The organism is Fictibacillus nanhaiensis (genome assembly GCF_036213205.1).
GTDB classification, from domain to species: Bacteria; Bacillota; Bacilli; order Bacillales; family Fictibacillaceae; genus Fictibacillus; species Fictibacillus nanhaiensis_E.
The window spans coordinates 46,486-62,041 of the sequence record NZ_JARMFC010000006.1 but is presented as its reverse complement, the minus strand read 5'-3'; the positions used below and the strand labels follow the sequence as shown (position 1 = coordinate 62,041).

17 protein-coding genes and 1 riboswitch are annotated in these 15,556 nt (G+C 38.1%); of the genes, 2 read left to right on the top strand and 15 right to left on the bottom strand.

Annotated elements, in window-relative coordinates:
* Window positions 1-27 precede the first annotated feature (27 nt).
* Window positions 28-666, bottom strand: a complete 639-nt coding sequence (locus P4V41_RS06900) for a helix-hairpin-helix domain-containing protein (protein ID WP_328084116.1) — start codon at window positions 664-666, stop codon at window positions 28-30.
* Between the two features lie 93 nt (window positions 667-759).
* Between P4V41_RS06900 and comER the strand changes: the two genes are divergently transcribed.
* Complete coding sequence (gene comER, locus P4V41_RS06895; protein ID WP_328084115.1) at window positions 760-1,596, top strand: late competence protein ComER; 837 nt, start codon at window positions 760-762, stop codon at window positions 1,594-1,596.
* Window positions 1,597-1,655: 59 nt separating this feature from the next.
* Here the strand turns inward: comER and P4V41_RS06890 are convergent, their stop codons facing one another.
* From P4V41_RS06890 to P4V41_RS06830, 13 genes are all read right to left on the bottom strand, one after another.
* Window positions 1,656-2,708: a ribonucleotide-diphosphate reductase subunit beta gene (locus tag P4V41_RS06890; protein ID WP_328084114.1), complete on the bottom strand. Its 1,053-nt coding sequence runs from the start codon at window positions 2,706-2,708 to the stop codon at window positions 1,656-1,658.
* Entirely contained in the window at window positions 2,698-4,923 is a 2,226-nt protein-coding gene (locus P4V41_RS06885) for a ribonucleoside-diphosphate reductase subunit alpha (protein WP_328084113.1), read from the bottom strand. Before P4V41_RS06885 ends, P4V41_RS06890 begins: the two co-directional genes overlap by 11 nt.
* A 131-nt stretch (window positions 4,924-5,054) precedes the next feature.
* Window positions 5,055-5,257, bottom strand: a riboswitch (cobalamin riboswitch).
* A 57-nt stretch (window positions 5,258-5,314) separates the two neighbouring features.
* Window positions 5,315-6,100: a 3-hydroxybutyrate dehydrogenase gene (locus P4V41_RS06880; protein ID WP_328084112.1), complete on the bottom strand. Its 786-nt coding sequence runs from the start codon at window positions 6,098-6,100 to the stop codon at window positions 5,315-5,317.
* 31 nt (window positions 6,101-6,131) lie between these two features.
* Entirely contained in the window at window positions 6,132-7,526 is a 1,395-nt protein-coding gene (locus tag P4V41_RS06875) for a GntP family permease (RefSeq protein ID WP_328084111.1), read from the bottom strand.
* Window positions 7,527-7,843: 317 nt separating this feature from the next.
* The gene (locus P4V41_RS06870; RefSeq protein WP_328084110.1) at window positions 7,844-9,211 is read right to left on the bottom strand and encodes a sigma-54 interaction domain-containing protein; all 1,368 of its coding nucleotides are present in this window, start codon (window positions 9,209-9,211) and stop codon (window positions 7,844-7,846) included.
* Between the two features lie 99 nt (window positions 9,212-9,310).
* Window positions 9,311-10,051 (bottom strand): class I SAM-dependent methyltransferase, encoded by a 741-nt coding sequence (locus tag P4V41_RS06865; RefSeq protein WP_328084109.1) that lies wholly within the window; start codon window positions 10,049-10,051, stop codon window positions 9,311-9,313.
* A complete protein-coding gene (gene rsfS / locus P4V41_RS06860) occupies window positions 10,052-10,420 on the bottom strand; it encodes a ribosome silencing factor (protein WP_328084107.1) in 369 nt (122 codons plus the stop codon). It abuts the gene before it with no gap.
* The gene (yqeK, locus tag P4V41_RS06855) at window positions 10,417-11,007 is read right to left on the bottom strand and encodes a bis(5'-nucleosyl)-tetraphosphatase (symmetrical) YqeK (RefSeq protein ID WP_328084106.1); all 591 of its coding nucleotides are present in this window, start codon (window positions 11,005-11,007) and stop codon (window positions 10,417-10,419) included. The genes rsfS and yqeK overlap by 4 nt, the downstream gene beginning before the upstream one ends.
* Complete coding sequence (locus tag P4V41_RS06850) at window positions 10,994-11,578, bottom strand: nicotinate-nucleotide adenylyltransferase (protein WP_328084105.1); 585 nt, start codon at window positions 11,576-11,578, stop codon at window positions 10,994-10,996. Before P4V41_RS06850 ends, yqeK begins: the two co-directional genes overlap by 14 nt.
* Window positions 11,579-11,592: 14 nt before the next feature.
* Window positions 11,593-11,883 carry a ribosome assembly RNA-binding protein YhbY gene (gene yhbY, locus P4V41_RS06845; protein WP_328084104.1) on the bottom strand — a complete coding sequence of 97 codons (291 nt, stop codon included), beginning with the start codon at window positions 11,881-11,883 and terminating at the stop codon, window positions 11,593-11,595.
* Between the two features lie 2 nt (window positions 11,884-11,885).
* Window positions 11,886-12,713 carry a shikimate dehydrogenase gene (gene aroE / locus P4V41_RS06840; RefSeq protein WP_328084103.1) on the bottom strand — a complete coding sequence of 276 codons (828 nt, stop codon included), beginning with the start codon at window positions 12,711-12,713 and terminating at the stop codon, window positions 11,886-11,888.
* 15 nt (window positions 12,714-12,728) lie between these two features.
* A complete protein-coding gene (gene yqeH, locus P4V41_RS06835) occupies window positions 12,729-13,832 on the bottom strand; it encodes a ribosome biogenesis GTPase YqeH (protein ID WP_328084735.1) in 1,104 nt (367 codons plus the stop codon).
* Window positions 13,829-14,344 (bottom strand): YqeG family HAD IIIA-type phosphatase, encoded by a 516-nt coding sequence (locus P4V41_RS06830; RefSeq protein ID WP_328084102.1) that lies wholly within the window; start codon window positions 14,342-14,344, stop codon window positions 13,829-13,831. Before P4V41_RS06830 ends, yqeH begins: the two co-directional genes overlap by 4 nt.
* A 484-nt stretch (window positions 14,345-14,828) precedes the next feature.
* On the opposite strand from P4V41_RS06830, the gene P4V41_RS06825 reads away from it, so the two are divergent.
* Window positions 14,829-14,972 (top strand): sporulation histidine kinase inhibitor Sda, encoded by a 144-nt coding sequence (locus P4V41_RS06825; protein WP_197133330.1) that lies wholly within the window; start codon window positions 14,829-14,831, stop codon window positions 14,970-14,972.
* 16 nt (window positions 14,973-14,988) lie between these two features.
* Here P4V41_RS06825 and P4V41_RS06820 read toward each other — a convergent pair whose 3' ends face one another.
* Window positions 14,989-15,399, bottom strand: a complete 411-nt coding sequence (locus tag P4V41_RS06820; protein ID WP_328084101.1) for a hypothetical protein — start codon at window positions 15,397-15,399, stop codon at window positions 14,989-14,991.
* Window positions 15,400-15,556 lie beyond the last annotated feature (157 nt).

Below are 15,556 nucleotides of genomic sequence, written 5' to 3'. Positions count from 1 at the left end.
CGTTTTTTAATGGGTCAATAAAAACCCTTAATCAAAACTAATTTGATTCTTCCATTGTTCAATCGTCTTTTCCCCGATTCCTCTTACTTCTAATAACTGCTCTAAGGAGGTAAAAGGTCCGTTCTCTTCGCGATAGGAGATGATACTTTGCGCTTTTGCAGGACCCACTCCGTTTAGGGTTTGGAGCACCGTTTCATCCGCTGAATTGATGTTAACGAGTGTGATGTTTTCCTCCATCGGTTTATTTAATGCTCGTTGCAACTCATACTTTTCACCTTTCTCAGCGACATACACGATCATCTCATCGGATATTTTTAACGCTCGATTAACCGAACGAACTTCTGCTCCATCTTTAAAGCCCCCAGCCATCTGTATAGCATCCAACACACGGTCTCCTTCTTTCAGCTCGTAAACTCCTGGACGCTTTACACTTCCTTGAACATCAACCATAATTTCAGTTTCTGTCTCTTCTTTCTTATCTTCATTCTTTCGTTTAGGCTGATCAGTGGTAATTGGTGTTTTCGGTTCCAATTGTTTTGGTATTTGTGAAGTTATAGTCATATTTGGTTCACTTTGAAAATAATTGAATAGAGATACAATTATTGCAAGTGTGAGCAGTATTCCACCTCCAATTATCCAGTTCATATGTCGCTTTAGCTTTTCCATCATTTCACCTTCTTAAATAGGCTTGAACTTGCAAACAAACATATTTGATACACTGTGTGCATAAATTTGAACGTAGAGGAAGGAGGTTCAGATATGAAGGTTGGAATTATCGGAACCGGAAATATGGGAAGCGTTCTTGCTTCTTCTTTTATCGAATCTTCAGCCATATCGCCATCAAGGCTCATGGTCACTAACCGCACTCTGTCTAAAGCTGAGAGGCTGCAGAATGTCTATCCAAAAATGAAGGTTGGAACTACTCCTGAAGAAGTTTTCCGTTTTGCTGAAATTGTGTTCATATGTGTGAAGCCACACGAGTTTTATTCGTTGCTATCTAGCAATAAAAGCTCCATCTCTAAACATCAGTTGCTCGTTTCTATTACGAGTCCTATTTCCTGTGAACAGTTGGAAGATCTGCTAGATTGCAATATTGCAAGAGCTATTCCGAGCATTAATAACCGTGCACTAGCTGGATCATCACTTGTATCATTCGGAAAGAGGTGTCACCCTGATTACAAAGAGAAGCTGCTATCTTTAATGAACAATATTTCTACACCACTTGTAATCGATGAAAATATTACTCGAATCTCATCTGATATCGCGAGCTGTGGACCTGCGTTTATCGGTTATGTCCTGCAATGCTTTATTAATTCAGCAGTCGATCAAACCGATATCACTAAAGCTCAGGCAACCCAACTTGCAAGTGATATGATCATCGGAATGGGGAAACTACTTGAGAAGGATATTTATACGCTACCTACACTCATTCAAAAGGTATGCGTAAAGGGTGGTATTACAGGTGAAGGTATTAAGATTCTGAGCAATGAGGTCGATGATGTATTCGATCATGTCATTAAACGTACACATGAAAAATATCATGAAGAATGTGACAAAGTAAGTCAGCAGTTTGAAGTGAAAGAGGAGCTTAAGTGATTTCTATCGTCATTATAAAACACCTAAAAAAAGAAAGCCGGGACCTAAATCCCGGCTTTCTATAGTTCATCGAAACCATTTTCATCAGAAACTTTAGTGTATTGTCTCGATTTCTGCTCAAAAAAATCACTTTTTCCTGAATTCACATCAGAATAAGCCTTTATCCAAGGAAGTGGATTTTTATTGTATTCTGGATATAACTTGTTAAATCCTAATTCGTTTAATCGTTTATTTGCCATGAATTTAATATAAGCTTCTAGATCGGATTCATGGATGCCCTCAAATGAATTTCCTATTATATACTTACTCCATTTGATCTCGAGCTCCGCAGCTCGCTGAAACGTGTTTTTCGCAAACATTTCCAGCTCTTCATCTCTTAAATGCGGATCTTCTTCTAATACGGCTTTAAAAATTTGTGTAAATAGATAAACATGCAGCTGCTCATCCCTGTTAATATAGTTAATCATAGTTGAAGTTGAGACCATCTTTTGATTTCTTGCCAGATTATAGAAGAAGCTAAAACCAGAATAAAAATTTAATCCTTCAAGAATCACGTCGTAAATAATAGATTTTAAAAATGTTTGAGGTGTAGGATTATGAAGAAATTCCTCATACCCTTCAACAATAAAATCATTTCTCTCTCTTAGTACAGCATCTGTTTTCCAGTATTCGAATATTTCATCCTGCTTAGACTTCGGTACTAAAGAGGACAATACGTACGAATATGATTGATTGTGAACGACTTCTTGAAACGATAGAGTGGCCATGAGTGCAGCAAGGCTTGAATCTGTTAAATACGCAGCTACTTTGCTCGAATAATCCGTTTGAACACTATCTAAGAACGCCAATAATCCTATGATTTTATTAAACGTATCTTGTTCTTTTTCGCTCAAGCTAACATATTGTTTGCTGTCACTAGACATATTGATCTCAAACGGTGTCCAAAAATTAGCTAACATGTTTTTGTATAGTGGATAAGCCCATTTATATCTCACATCGTCCCAGTTTAAAATATTGGAACTCTTACCATTTATGATACCTGTAGATCGATTAGGAGCTTGTACGTCATAAATTTTTCTCTCATTGAGTTGTTCACCTTCTTTAACTTTCACAGCTTTCACATCCTTCTAACTCAATTGACGTAGATCGGGTGTAATAGGTAGTCTTCAACCCTTTTTTAAAGCTAAGCATATGCAGGTGTAACAGATCTTTTGCCTTTATATTGTGATTGACATAGAGATTAAACGAAATGGACTGATCCACGTGTCTTTGTCTAGCTGCGTTCTGTTCAATGCTCCATGTTTGATCGATTAAGAACGCAGATTTATAATACCAAGTTGTTTCTGCATTCAAGTCAGGAGCGGTTACTGGTATTTTATAATTCTTTTTTTCTTCAGAATAGAATTTTTTAAATATAGGATCCACACTCGGTGTCGAATTAGCGATGATCGACGTTGATGAATTAGGTGCAACCGCAATGAGGTATCCATTCCTTAGGCCGTGCATATTGACTCTTTCTTTTAAACTATTCCATTCTTCAGAGGAATAGTTACGCTTTGAAAAGTAAGTCCCGGTCTCCCAATCTGATCCTTTGAATGCCGGATATCCTCCCTTTTCTTTCGCAAGCTCACAACTAGCATTGATTACATGATAATTAATGGTTTCATAAAGGTTATCAGCATACGAAACGGCTTCTTCACTTTCCCACTTTATTCCCTCTTTCGCTAAAAGATGGTGCCATCCAAACGTACCTACACCGACCGCACGATACTTCTTATTTGTAAGTTCTGCTTGAGGTACATCTATACGATTAAGATCAATAACGTTATCAAGCATTCGGATCTGAATATCAATGACTCTTTTTAACACTTGATCATTGATCACTTTAGCAAGAGAAAGAGACGACAGATTACAGACGACAAAGTCTCCTGGCGTTTTTCTGATAACAATTTCTCCATCCTCTGCCTCCTCTGAAGTGACAACAGTTACAGACATGTTTTGCATAATCTCTGTGCACAGGTTAGATGCATAGACCATACCTTTGTGAGGATTCGGATTTAACCGGTTTACCGTATCTCGATAAAACATGAACGGTGTTCCGGTTTCAAGTTGCGACTTCATGATTCGTTTCATGATCTCAATAGCAGGAATAGATTTTCTTGAAAGCCTCTCATCTTCTACACAATCAGCATATTTTTCTCTGAAGCTTCCTGATCCAACCGTTTCATCATAGAAATCTTCTAATGAATAGCCTTTGATTTTTCTTACCTCATGAGGATCGAACAGATACCAATCCTCGCGTTTTTCCACGCTCTCCATGAAAAGGTCTGGCAGACACACACCTGTAAAAAGGTCATGCGTTCTCATTCGTTCATCACCATTGTTTAGCTTTGCATCTAAAAACTCCAAGATGTCTTTATGCCAAATATCCAGGTAAACCGCAATCGCACCTTGCCTCTGTCCTAGCTGATCTACAGAAACGGCTGTGTTATTTAACTGCTTCATCCACGGTATTACACCAGATGAATTCCCTTTAAATCCTTTAATGTCAGAACCTCTAGCTCTAATCTTCCCAAGATAGATACCAAGTCCGCCCCCACCTTTTGAAACAGTTGCAGCATCTGTATTAGAATCAAAGATCCCTCTTAAACTATCATCGATGGTGTCAATAAAACAAGAACTAAGCTGCCCATAACTCTTGCCTGCATTCGCTAGAGTCGGGGTCGCAACCGTCATATAAAGATTCGAGAGCGCCCAGTATGCCTCTTCAACTAATTGAAGTCTTTTCGATGGATTTTCGTCTCTCATTAAAAATAATGCGATCAGCATCCAGCGTTCTTGTGGCAATTCATAGATTTCGTGGTTGAAACCTTTTGCCAAATATCGATCAGCAAGCGTTTTTAGTCCGATGTATGTAAAAAGCCTATCTCTAGTAGGGTCTATCATGTTTTCAGCATTCTTCAACTCTTCCTTCGAGTATGAAGTTAGAATGGTATCATCATAGATATTCAAACTTACTAACTTTGAGATCAACCCATAAAGATTTGTATATGGCTGTTTTTCTGCTTCATCACGATTGACCATCACTTCTTCATATAACTGCTTTAAATAGATTTGCGATGCCACGAATGTCCACTGTGGTTCTTCTGCATTTAATCCATTTAATGCTTCCATGATTAGCTGTCTGTAAAGTGAGCTTTGTTCTCCTGCATGAGTTTCCAACTTCCCCGCATTTTTTAGAAAAGTTTCAGCTTGTATGTTCGGAAAATTTTCGACACAACTCCTTAACCACTCCCCGAGCAAAGAGTTTTCAGTTGTCATTTTCATGTTTAATACACTCCTTAGTCATAATAAAAACCCTCTTCCATCAGGAAGAGGGTGAAAGAATCACGTGTATTTTGCCAGACAATAGTCCGCATTTAACAGCCGGTGTTCTTTCTCCCAATCCCCGAGGAAAAGAAAATAGAAGTCCTCAGGCAGGTCTACTGGCTTTTGCTTCTTCCTACTTTGGGCCTTCCCATACAGCAGTCATTAAATAATAACTGATCTGTACAGTGGCTATTCCATTTCGTCCACAATTACAGTTGCGGGGACAGCTTCGGCATTACACCGAATTCCCTTTTAAGCCGGATAAACCGGCACCTGAATTCTCCATATATAGGTTTGTACTATATACTTTGACACTAAATATAGTGAATGTCAATAAATTATCTATTGTTTATTGTGCGACATATCCACCGTCGATCACAATCGCTTGCCCTGTAACACCTTTCGCATTCTCACTTGAAAGAAAGAGTGTATAATCTGCAATTTCCTGAACATCTAACAATCTTTTTTGTGGAACAAGAGGGTAGATTACTTCTTCCAAAACTTTTTCTAACTCTACGTTCCTCGTTTTCGCCAGATCTTCTAATTGCCCTCTTACAAGAGGTGTGTCAACATATCCTGGACAAACCGCATTTACTGTTATTCCATGTGGTGCACCTTCTAAGGCAGCCACCTTCGTTAAACCAATAACTCCATGCTTCGCGCTGTTATATGCAGATTTTCCCGCAAAACCTACAAGCCCATTAATGGACGCCATGTTGATGATACGTCCGAATCCTTGTTTCTTCATGATTGGAAACACATGCTTTGTTGCTATAAATGGAGCTGTAAGCATGACACTGATCAACTGCTGGAATTTCTCGGTCGGAAATTCTTCAAGTGGAGATACATACTGCAATCCTGCATTGTTGATGAGGACATCGATGCGACCGAAATGTTTCAGTGTTTCGTCCAACGCTTTTATTATATCTTCTTCCTCGGTCACATTACAGCCCAGTCCGATTGCTTCAAGACCATCTTGAGCCAAAAGTTGTGCTGATTCCTTGGCTTTCTCATCATTCAAATCACTAATCACAACTTTTGCTCCTTGTTTAGCAAAAGCCTTTGCTAACTGCAAACCGATTCCACTGGCTGCTCCCGTAATAAAAACAACTTTCCCCTCAACAAACGCTCTCATGGAATAATTACTCCTTTTTTAGAATAATGGTTTAAACGATACCAAATCCATAATACAAACCAATGATTACAAACACGGCGATCGTTTTAATGATCGTCATCGCGAAAATATCGATATACGCTTGTTTGTGAGTTAAACCTGTAACGGCTAACAACGTAATAACAGCACCGTTGTGTGGAAGTGTATCCATACCACCACTCGCCATAGAAGCAACACGGTGAAGTACTTCTGTATCAATTCCTAGTTTGTCTGCTTGTGCGATATACGTTTCACTCATCGTTGCGAGTGCTATACTCATCCCTCCAGACGCAGATCCTGTAATACCTGCTAACGTCGTAGTCGTAACCGCTTCATTGATCAACGGATCTTTAATCGTATTGGACATCGCCGAATTTACTGCAGTAAAGCCAGGAAGTGCTGCGATTACACCACCAAATCCATACTCTGATGCTGTATTTAATGTGGCAAGTAACGCTCCGCCAATGGATAGATTGATTCCTTTATTAAAGTTGCTTTTAATTCTTTTGAAAGAGAACAAGAGAACTGTTACGATACCAATGATCAACGCTCCTTCAACTGCCCATACAGCAGCAAGTGATGGTATCTGGATCTCAGGCACGTTCTTCATACCAATAGCAGAAAAATCAAATGTCTTTCCGTAGTACTGTGGAATTAAAACCGTGAACCATTTATTGAACACTCCTACTAAAATAAGCGGAAGAATCGCTATAAAAGCATTTGGCAGGTTTTCAGAATCCAGCTTTTCAGGCTCATTAGTATGACCTGTTCCGTATCCTTCACCTTTTGACGCCGCTTGTCTTCGTCTCCACTCAAGGTAGATCATACCCAATATGAAAACAAACATTCCTCCGATAAACCCTAGCCATGGCGCAGCCCATGTTGTTGTTCCGAAGAAAGATGTGGGAATAATATTTTGAATCTGTGGACTCCCAGGAAAAGCATCCATTGTAAAAGTAAAAGCACCTAGCGCAATCGTACCTGGAATAAGTCTTTTAGGAATATCAGCAAGTTTAAAAAGTTCAGATGCAAACGGGTAGAGTGCAAAAGCAACAACAAACAGTGAAACCCCGCCATACGTTAAAATTGCCCCAACAAGTACGATTGCAAGCATCGCTCTAGCAGGTCCGATCAGTTTGATGACAAACTGAGTAATCGATTTTGCAAAGCCTGACATTTCAATAACTTTCCCGAAAATCGCCCCTAGTAAGAAGACCGGGAAATAGAGTTTAATGAAACCAACCATCTTCTCCATAAACACTCCTGAGAAGAATGGCAATACGTGACCAGGTTCAGTAAGCAATACAGCAAACAACGCAGCGATCGGCGCGAATAAAATAACGCTGAATCCTCTGTAAGCTACGAACATTAAAAAGAATAAAGCTAATAAAATAATAATAATGTCCATTTTTTAATTCCCCCATTCTATTAATTCAACATATTTGAAGCGCTTTCATTTTTTTTAGCATCATCACCTTTCCATATCATTTACACCCTGTAATTTATTTGCAAGTTTCATGCCAACATTAAAACGTATAATGGGTATACATCATCATATTATTTTTCCGAAAAACCGGAAAAAATAATATAGTGATACTTATACTTTGTGATTATAGAAAGTTAGAATATAACATAGTTGGCACTTAGAAATCTCATTTAATTAATAATATGAATTATTCCGAAAAACCGGAAGAGTGTTCCGGTTTTTCGGAATAGTAGATTAGATTAACGAATTTTATATTTTTTAATCTTATCATATAGGTTTGTCTTTCCAATGCCTAGATGTTTAGCGACTTGCATAATATCCCCGTTCATCTTCTCTAAATAATAAGCGATCACATTTTTTTCTGTTTCTTGAACATGTTCTTTGAGTGTCATCTGTTTCTTATTGATTCCAAGCTTTTCTTTTAAAAAATCCGGAAAAACATCTAACGATAATCTGTCACTATGGGTCAATTGGATGCCTGCCTCAACAAAATTCTTAAGTTCTCTGGCATTACCTGGCCAGCTGTATTCTAAAAATGCTTCTTTTACATCTTTATCGATACTAATGATTCTTTTACCTGTTTCAGCACAGTTCAATCGGATAAAATTTTCCGCGAGTGGCCATATATCTTCTTTTCTCTCACGAAGTGGAGGTATTTGGATTTGCAAGACATTTATCCGATAAAACAAGTCTTCGCGAAACTTATTCTCATTGATCAATCTCTCTAATGAGCGGTTTGTAGCAGCGATCACTCGCACGTTTACTTTTTGAGATTGAACAGCTCCTACAGGCTCTACTTCTTTTTCCTGAAGTACACGTAGCAATTTTATTTGCATACTTTGAGGAAGGTCCCCAATCTCGTCCAAGAATAGAGTGCCTCCGTCTGCAAGTTGAAACTTACCTAATTTTCCGCCTTTTTTTGCTCCTGTAAATGCACCTTCGGAATAGCCGAATAGTTCAGATTCAAACAAATGCTCTGGCACCGCACCACAATTCAGTTTAATAAAGGGTTTTCCACTTCTTTCACTCAATTGATGAATGCTATGGGCAAGCAACTCTTTTCCTGTTCCGCTCTCTCCGCGGATCAATACGGACAGATCTCCACTAGCAATATTCTTCACATGCTTCTTTACTTTTTGAACCTCTGCTGAAGTTCCCGCAAAATCATTTAGCGTATAAGTGGCACCATTTATTTCTTCCCACTCTTTTTTATAAAAATTGAGTTCATGAAGAAGCGCTTTTATGTGAGAGTTCATCCTTTTCCATTGCTCTGTATCTCTAAATATTACCGTTCCTACAGCTCCGATTACTTTTCCTTCATTTAGGATTGGAATACGGTTTGCTATCATGTAATTTCCTCTAATGAACTGTAGATCTGCAATCTCAACTTTTCCTTGTAATACGTCTTTGTGCATTCTTGTATTTTCAATAACCTTTGTAACATGCTTACCTATTACTTTTTTAGAATCTTCGCCTAAAAACTCGCAGTACGTTTTATTCATGTATCGGACGATTCCTTCATGATCAACAACAACAATCCATTCGTAAGCGCTATCGATGATCGTCTCTAGAATGTTGTTCTTAAACAATGGATCTTGATCCAACATATATCTCACCTAATTCTGTAGAAAAGTAATAAATCTTTACGTGTAATTGTACCGCTTACTAATAAAAAAGACAGCACATTGGCTGCCTTCTCAACATATTTATTTTTTCCTTGCAACGAATAAGATTCGTTCACTTTCATCAGTGGGTTCAATTCCTTTAAAGTCAGCCGAGACTTCTAAGGGTTCGAACCCACAATCTTTTAACCAATCACAATAGTCCTCGATGGAAAAAGTTCTTTGTGTATGCAGTTCATCATAACGTTCGTATGAATCTCCATTTTGCATAAAAAAAGATAGATCGTGTTCTACACTATTTTCGAGCTCACCTTGATAGCATTGCCATATGTATGAAAGCTTTTCTTCATTACTTCCAAAAGTTTGCCCTATGAAGATTTCATTGATCTTATGTAAAGAATGAACATCAAAAAGAAGAAGGCCCCCTGTATTCAGGTGGTTTCCCGCTGAAAAAAATGTTCGTTTCACATCTTCTTCTGTCAAAATGTAATTAAGCGAGTCACATAATATCGTGACACAATCATAAATCCCCAGTCCTTCTAACTCTCGCATATCTTGCTGAAAAAGGGAAAGGTTAACTCTTTCTGCTTCGGCTTTTTCCTTTGCGACCAACAACATATCTGTAGAAAGATCAACACCAGTTACATCAAAGCCTTCTTTTGCGAGTAGAATCGTCATCGAACCCGTACCGCAACCTACATCTAAAAACCGCTTTCCATGTTCTAAATGTTTAGCAGCAGATGTTTTAACAAAGTTCAACCATTCAGCGTATGGAGCATCCTCCATCAGTTCGTCATACAGATAGGCAAATCGCTGATAACTCATCTACAAATTTTGTTGAGGGGCAATTATAGCATCAACATCAATTTTATTGGCGTCTCCCCATAATTTCTCAAGATTATAATAAGTGCGGTCATCTCGATGGAATACATGAACAACGATGTTTGCGAGGTCAATTAAAACCCATCTTGCATGGTCATAACCTTCCATTCGGCGAATCTGAATGTCATTCTCTATAGCTACATCTTTCAATTCCCTAGCAATCGCTTGGACTTGTTTTTCAGAATTACCATGACAGATAACAAAGTAATCTGCTACAAGCGAGATTCCTTCCATATCTAGCACGGCAATATTCTCTGCTCTTTTATCATCTGCGGTCTTTACGACCAATTCCATAAGCTCTTTTACGTTCATCCAGTGCACTCCTTCTCTTTTTTTAGTTTAATCTCTTGAAGCAATCCATTATACGCTTCAAACGTGAGTGGATAGATTTTTTGATTCTGTTTCATTAAAAAACTAATCGTGTTTTTAACGGCCATCAAACACGCTTGATCAAGATCGTTCTCAGCCATCTCTCTAACACTTTCCACACCTTTGAACTGGCGGTTGGGTTCAATGTAATCTGCTAAGAATATTACTTTTTCAAGCAGAGTCATCTCACCATTGCCCGTTGTATGGTAATAGATAGCGCGTAGTATGTCACTATCCGTTATTCCAACTTCTTTTTCAACTAAGAATGCTCCGACTGGCGCATGCAATACTTCGTTTCCATAGTATAACAAGTCTTCTGAAAGTCCCTCGCTTCGTACGATTTCTCTCATTTCTTCCTTTGGCCGGAATTTAGCATAATCATGAAAAATTGCCGCTGTTTCTGCTTTTTTTAAGTCCACGCCATATTTATTGGCTAAAGCAAGACTAGTCTCTTCCACTCCTAGCGTATGGATAAAACGGTGCTCTGTCAGCTGTTTTTTCACAATTTCCAGTGCTTTAGTTCGTTCCATAAAGGCGGTTCTCCTTAATATGATTCCAGACCTCACCTGAGACATAGTAACGAATATTCTCGTTAGCGCCTGATCGATTACGTATAAATGATGACGAGATCTCGATAATAGGTACTTCTACATGTTTTACTCGATACCTCTCCCAATGATGGTCAACATCATATCCTGCACGTCCGACACCTGCAAAATCAACAAGGTCTTTTAACTCATCAATTTTATGCCAGCTACTTAAAGAATGAACCATATCTCCACCCATTATAAAAGTGAAGGTTTCTTGTGGATATTTCTCCTTCAAAAGACGAATCGTATCAATAGTATATGAAGGTCCACTTCTCTCAAACTCAAGCAAAGAAAGGGAAAACTGCTCATTGTTACCAATCGCTTTTCGAACCATTTCAATACGCTCTTCATCAGAGACTTCATTGTCTTTGTCTTTATGAGGAGGTGAGGAGGAAGGTATCCACCATACTTCGTCTAGATTCAATTGAATTAATGCTTCTTGTGCAATAAGCAAATGTCCGATATGTGGTGGATTAAACGTGCCTCCAAAAAGTCCAATTTGTCTATTCATACATATGTCACTCCTTAAGGGAGTTGGATGCGTTTTTGATTGACTGATTCTTTATAAAGTACGATTGTACTTCCGATCACTTGAACTAACTCTGCTTTTGAACCAGAAGAAAGCTGTGACGCTACTGTATCCTTATCATCTTCACAATTTTGAAGCACGCTAACCTTAATTAGCTCTCTTGCTTCAAGTGCTTCGTCAACCTGTTTGACTAAATTCGTATTAACTCCACCTTTACCAACCTGAAAAATGGGTTGGATATGGTGTGCCTTTGATCGTAAAAAACGTTTTTGTTTACCTGTAAGCATAGTTACCTCCTGAGTTGTTCTATAACGACTTGTTTCATATTATTTGTATCTGGAAAAGTGCCTGTCCACTTTTCAAATGCCATAGCTCCTTGCATAACGAGCATGGATACACCATTATCTGTAGTAGCACCTTTTTCCTCAGCTTCTTTTAGCCACTTTGTTGTTAGCGGATTATATACGATATCACTCACAACTGCGTCTGACTTCAGCAAGTTAAGGTTAAGCGGAACCGACTCAGTATCTGGGTGCATACCCGCGTTAGTCGTGTTGATTAACACATCAAAACGAGCAAGATTTTCTTCAGCTCTTTGTAAAGACATACCTTCTATACGCTCACCCTTCAAATCTTTTAATAAAGAATGAAGACGTCCTTCTGAACGATTTGCTATTGCCAAATATTTAGGTCCTTCTTTACTAAGAGCATAAGCGATAGACCGGGCAGCTCCACCAGCACCGATTAAGAGAACGTTAAGATCTGATAGAGGCTTACTGATCTTTTCTTTAAGACCAAGTAGGAATCCCTTACCGTCTGTGTTATACCCAATCAATTTTCCATCTTCATTTACTACTGTATTAACAGCGCCTATCTCTTTTGCTTCCTCATCTATCTCATCCAAAAGTGGAAGAATTGCTACTTTATGAGGGATGGTAATGTTACATCCTGCATAGTTGCTATCTTTCAAAGAATTAACGAACGCCTCTAATTCATCAGAAGGCACACGTCTTTTTTCGTATGTTCCAGAAATACCTGTTTGCTGAAATGCGGCTTCTTGCATGACAGGTGATAAGGAATGATTGATTGGATCTCCGATAACAAGTGCTTTAATCATGATGAAAATCTCTCCTTAGATTAAGGATTTCCGAACAGTTACAGCTACACCCTCTGGTGCATAAATAGCCACCTTCGCACCTGCTTCTGGGAAGGTTACCCAGCCTAATCCAGAGATCACAATATCTGTTTTGCTTTCCTTTATAACAAATTCATAGCGTTTTAGCTTTGGAAAGTTCTCGGTATCTTCAGGTGGTGCTAACATGTCACCAAGATGTTTCTCATATAGTTCGTCTGCTTTGTCCGTCTTAGTTCGATGAATATTCAAGTGGTTTGAAAAATGGCATACAAATGACTGTTTGCCGCCTTTAATATAATCCATTCTTCCGAGTCCGCCAAAATACAGAGTCTGCAACTCATTCAACTGAAACACCATAGGCTTAATTTCTTTTTTAGGCATGATGATATTCAGTTCTTTTTTAGAAACAAAATGTGCCATCTGATGGTGATTTATAATTCCAGGCGTATCATACAAGTGACTTCTTCCATCGAGTGGAATATCAATGAGATCTAATGTCGTTCCTGGAAAATGAGAAGTTGTGATCAAATCAGCAGCTTCTTCGCCGAATTGTTTGATCAAACGGTTAATGAACGTTGACTTTCCTGTATTTGTACAGCCTACCACGTATACATCTTTTCCTTGGCGATAATAATCAATTGACTCTGCCAACTCTTCAATACCATATCCTTTATCAGCAGAGATCAATTTTACATCAATCGGTTTTAAGCCTAGCTCTTTTGCTTCCTTCTTCATCCAATGAATCACTTTATTCGGATTCACCGATTTTGGAAGCAGATCAAGCTTATTTCCGACAAGAAGGATTGGATTGTTTCCTGCATAACGATGAAGTCCCGGCAGCCAGCTTCCATTAAAATCGAAAATATCAACGATTTTAACTACTAACGCATCTTCATCTCCTATACTTGAGACGATCTTTCGATAATCATCGTCAGTTAAACTTACGTCATGGATTTCGTTATAGTGTTTTAAACGAAAACAGCGCTGGCAAATTGGCAGCTCTTTCGTCAGTGCCGAAAGAGGTGCGTATCCAAGCGCTTCTTTGTCTTCAGTTTGTATGGAGACTCCACAACCCACACATTTAATTTGTTCCAAACCTATTCCTCCCAATGCAGCATGCCTTTTCTTTTCATCCAAGACAATATAATGCGTTCAATCTTTCTGTTAAACCTTGTCCAAAAACCGTCACTGCTAGCCACTGGTACAACGAGTATAGTATGCAAACCTATTCGATTTCCGCCAAGTACGTCAGTAAGAAGCTGATCTCCAATAACTACTACTTGTTCATTTTTCAGCTTCATATCTTTTAAAGCGCGTTTAAAAGCTTTGGTCATTGGTTTTCTCGCACTATAGATAAAAGGGATACCAACAGGGTCTGAGAAGCTCTTTACTCTATGTTGTGTATTATTTGAAACAATTGTGATCAAAATACCTTTTTCTTTAATAGAAGTAAACCACTTGATCAATTCTGGAGTCGCTTCAGGTCTATCCCATTCCACAAGCGTATTATCCAAATCTGTGATAATACCTTTTACTCCTCGTTCAACTAACATTTCCGGTGTGATGTCCAATATGTTCTGAACATGTTGATCCGGTAAAAAATGTTTTAACATTCTAGCACCTCTTCACGTTTCCTTTTCAACGTATCTATTTTACCAGTAATGAAAGGAAGTACAAACGATTTTTCTACAATAACTGTCATTATATATCAATTTCAAGAGCTTTCCATAAGGTTTTTCTACTTAATTATCATTTAGATAAAGTAACTTAAAATTAGTGAGTTTTAATAAAATAAAAAGTTTTCGACAATTTGTTCCCCTCTCAAACAGTGTGGATAATCTTATTCACATTATTCACCTAAGTATCCACTATCTTTCTTAAAGATGTTAACATTTTACCCACAACTTATCCACCAAACACTGTGGATAAACGAACGGTTGTTCCTTTTTACAATACATGGTAAGCTTCAAAGTACATAAAGCAAGTACATAAAACATGAACTTATCATCATATTCACTTTATATGAATTTAGAATACTGTTTCACCATCTTTTATTAAAAACAGGAGGTGACCATGCCGCTTCTATAGGGCTATATTATGGAAAAACTTTCGGACGACCTGTTGATTGAATCTTATTTAAAAGCTAGAGAACTGAAGCTTAGTAAGGACTTTATTTTACTCATAAAGAAAGAGATTGACAGAAGATCTCTTCATGCTAGATTACAGCAAGTATTAATGTAGAGCGTATTCATACGCTCTATTTTTTTGTGGCCAAATCTCTTTCTACTTTTCGATATTCTCCTGGATTGAAAGTTATTTCGATTGGAATTTTCCACTGTTTTTCCCACGCCTGCTTATATTTTTTACTCAACGTTTCTGCTTTGCTGTAGTGGTAAGACTTCATCTGTATCGCAACTACGTATTTACCATCTTCTTTAACAACAACTGCACGTTTAATATATTTATCTTTCGTAATTTCTCTTTTTATCTCTTCTGCGAGAGAAGAGGCGTTTGAAACACCTGCTTCAGAAAAGCTAACGTGCTTTCTGTAGTATTCTCTCGGTTGAAACTTCGGACTCGTCTCATCCCTTTTATAAATAGAATCATTAAAACAGCCAGTTAGTTGAAACAAAATCAAAAGTATTCCGTATGTATGTAGTAGTCTCATTTTCAATCACCTCTCAAATAGGTTAGGTATTTTTTGGGAAGGATATTCAAGAGATGCAAAATCTATCTGATTAGAGAGTTTCTCTTCGGTAAAGTATTTGCTAAAAAGGAAAGGTTTTGCTTACAATGTAATGGACTATGACGATTATTTTTGGGTT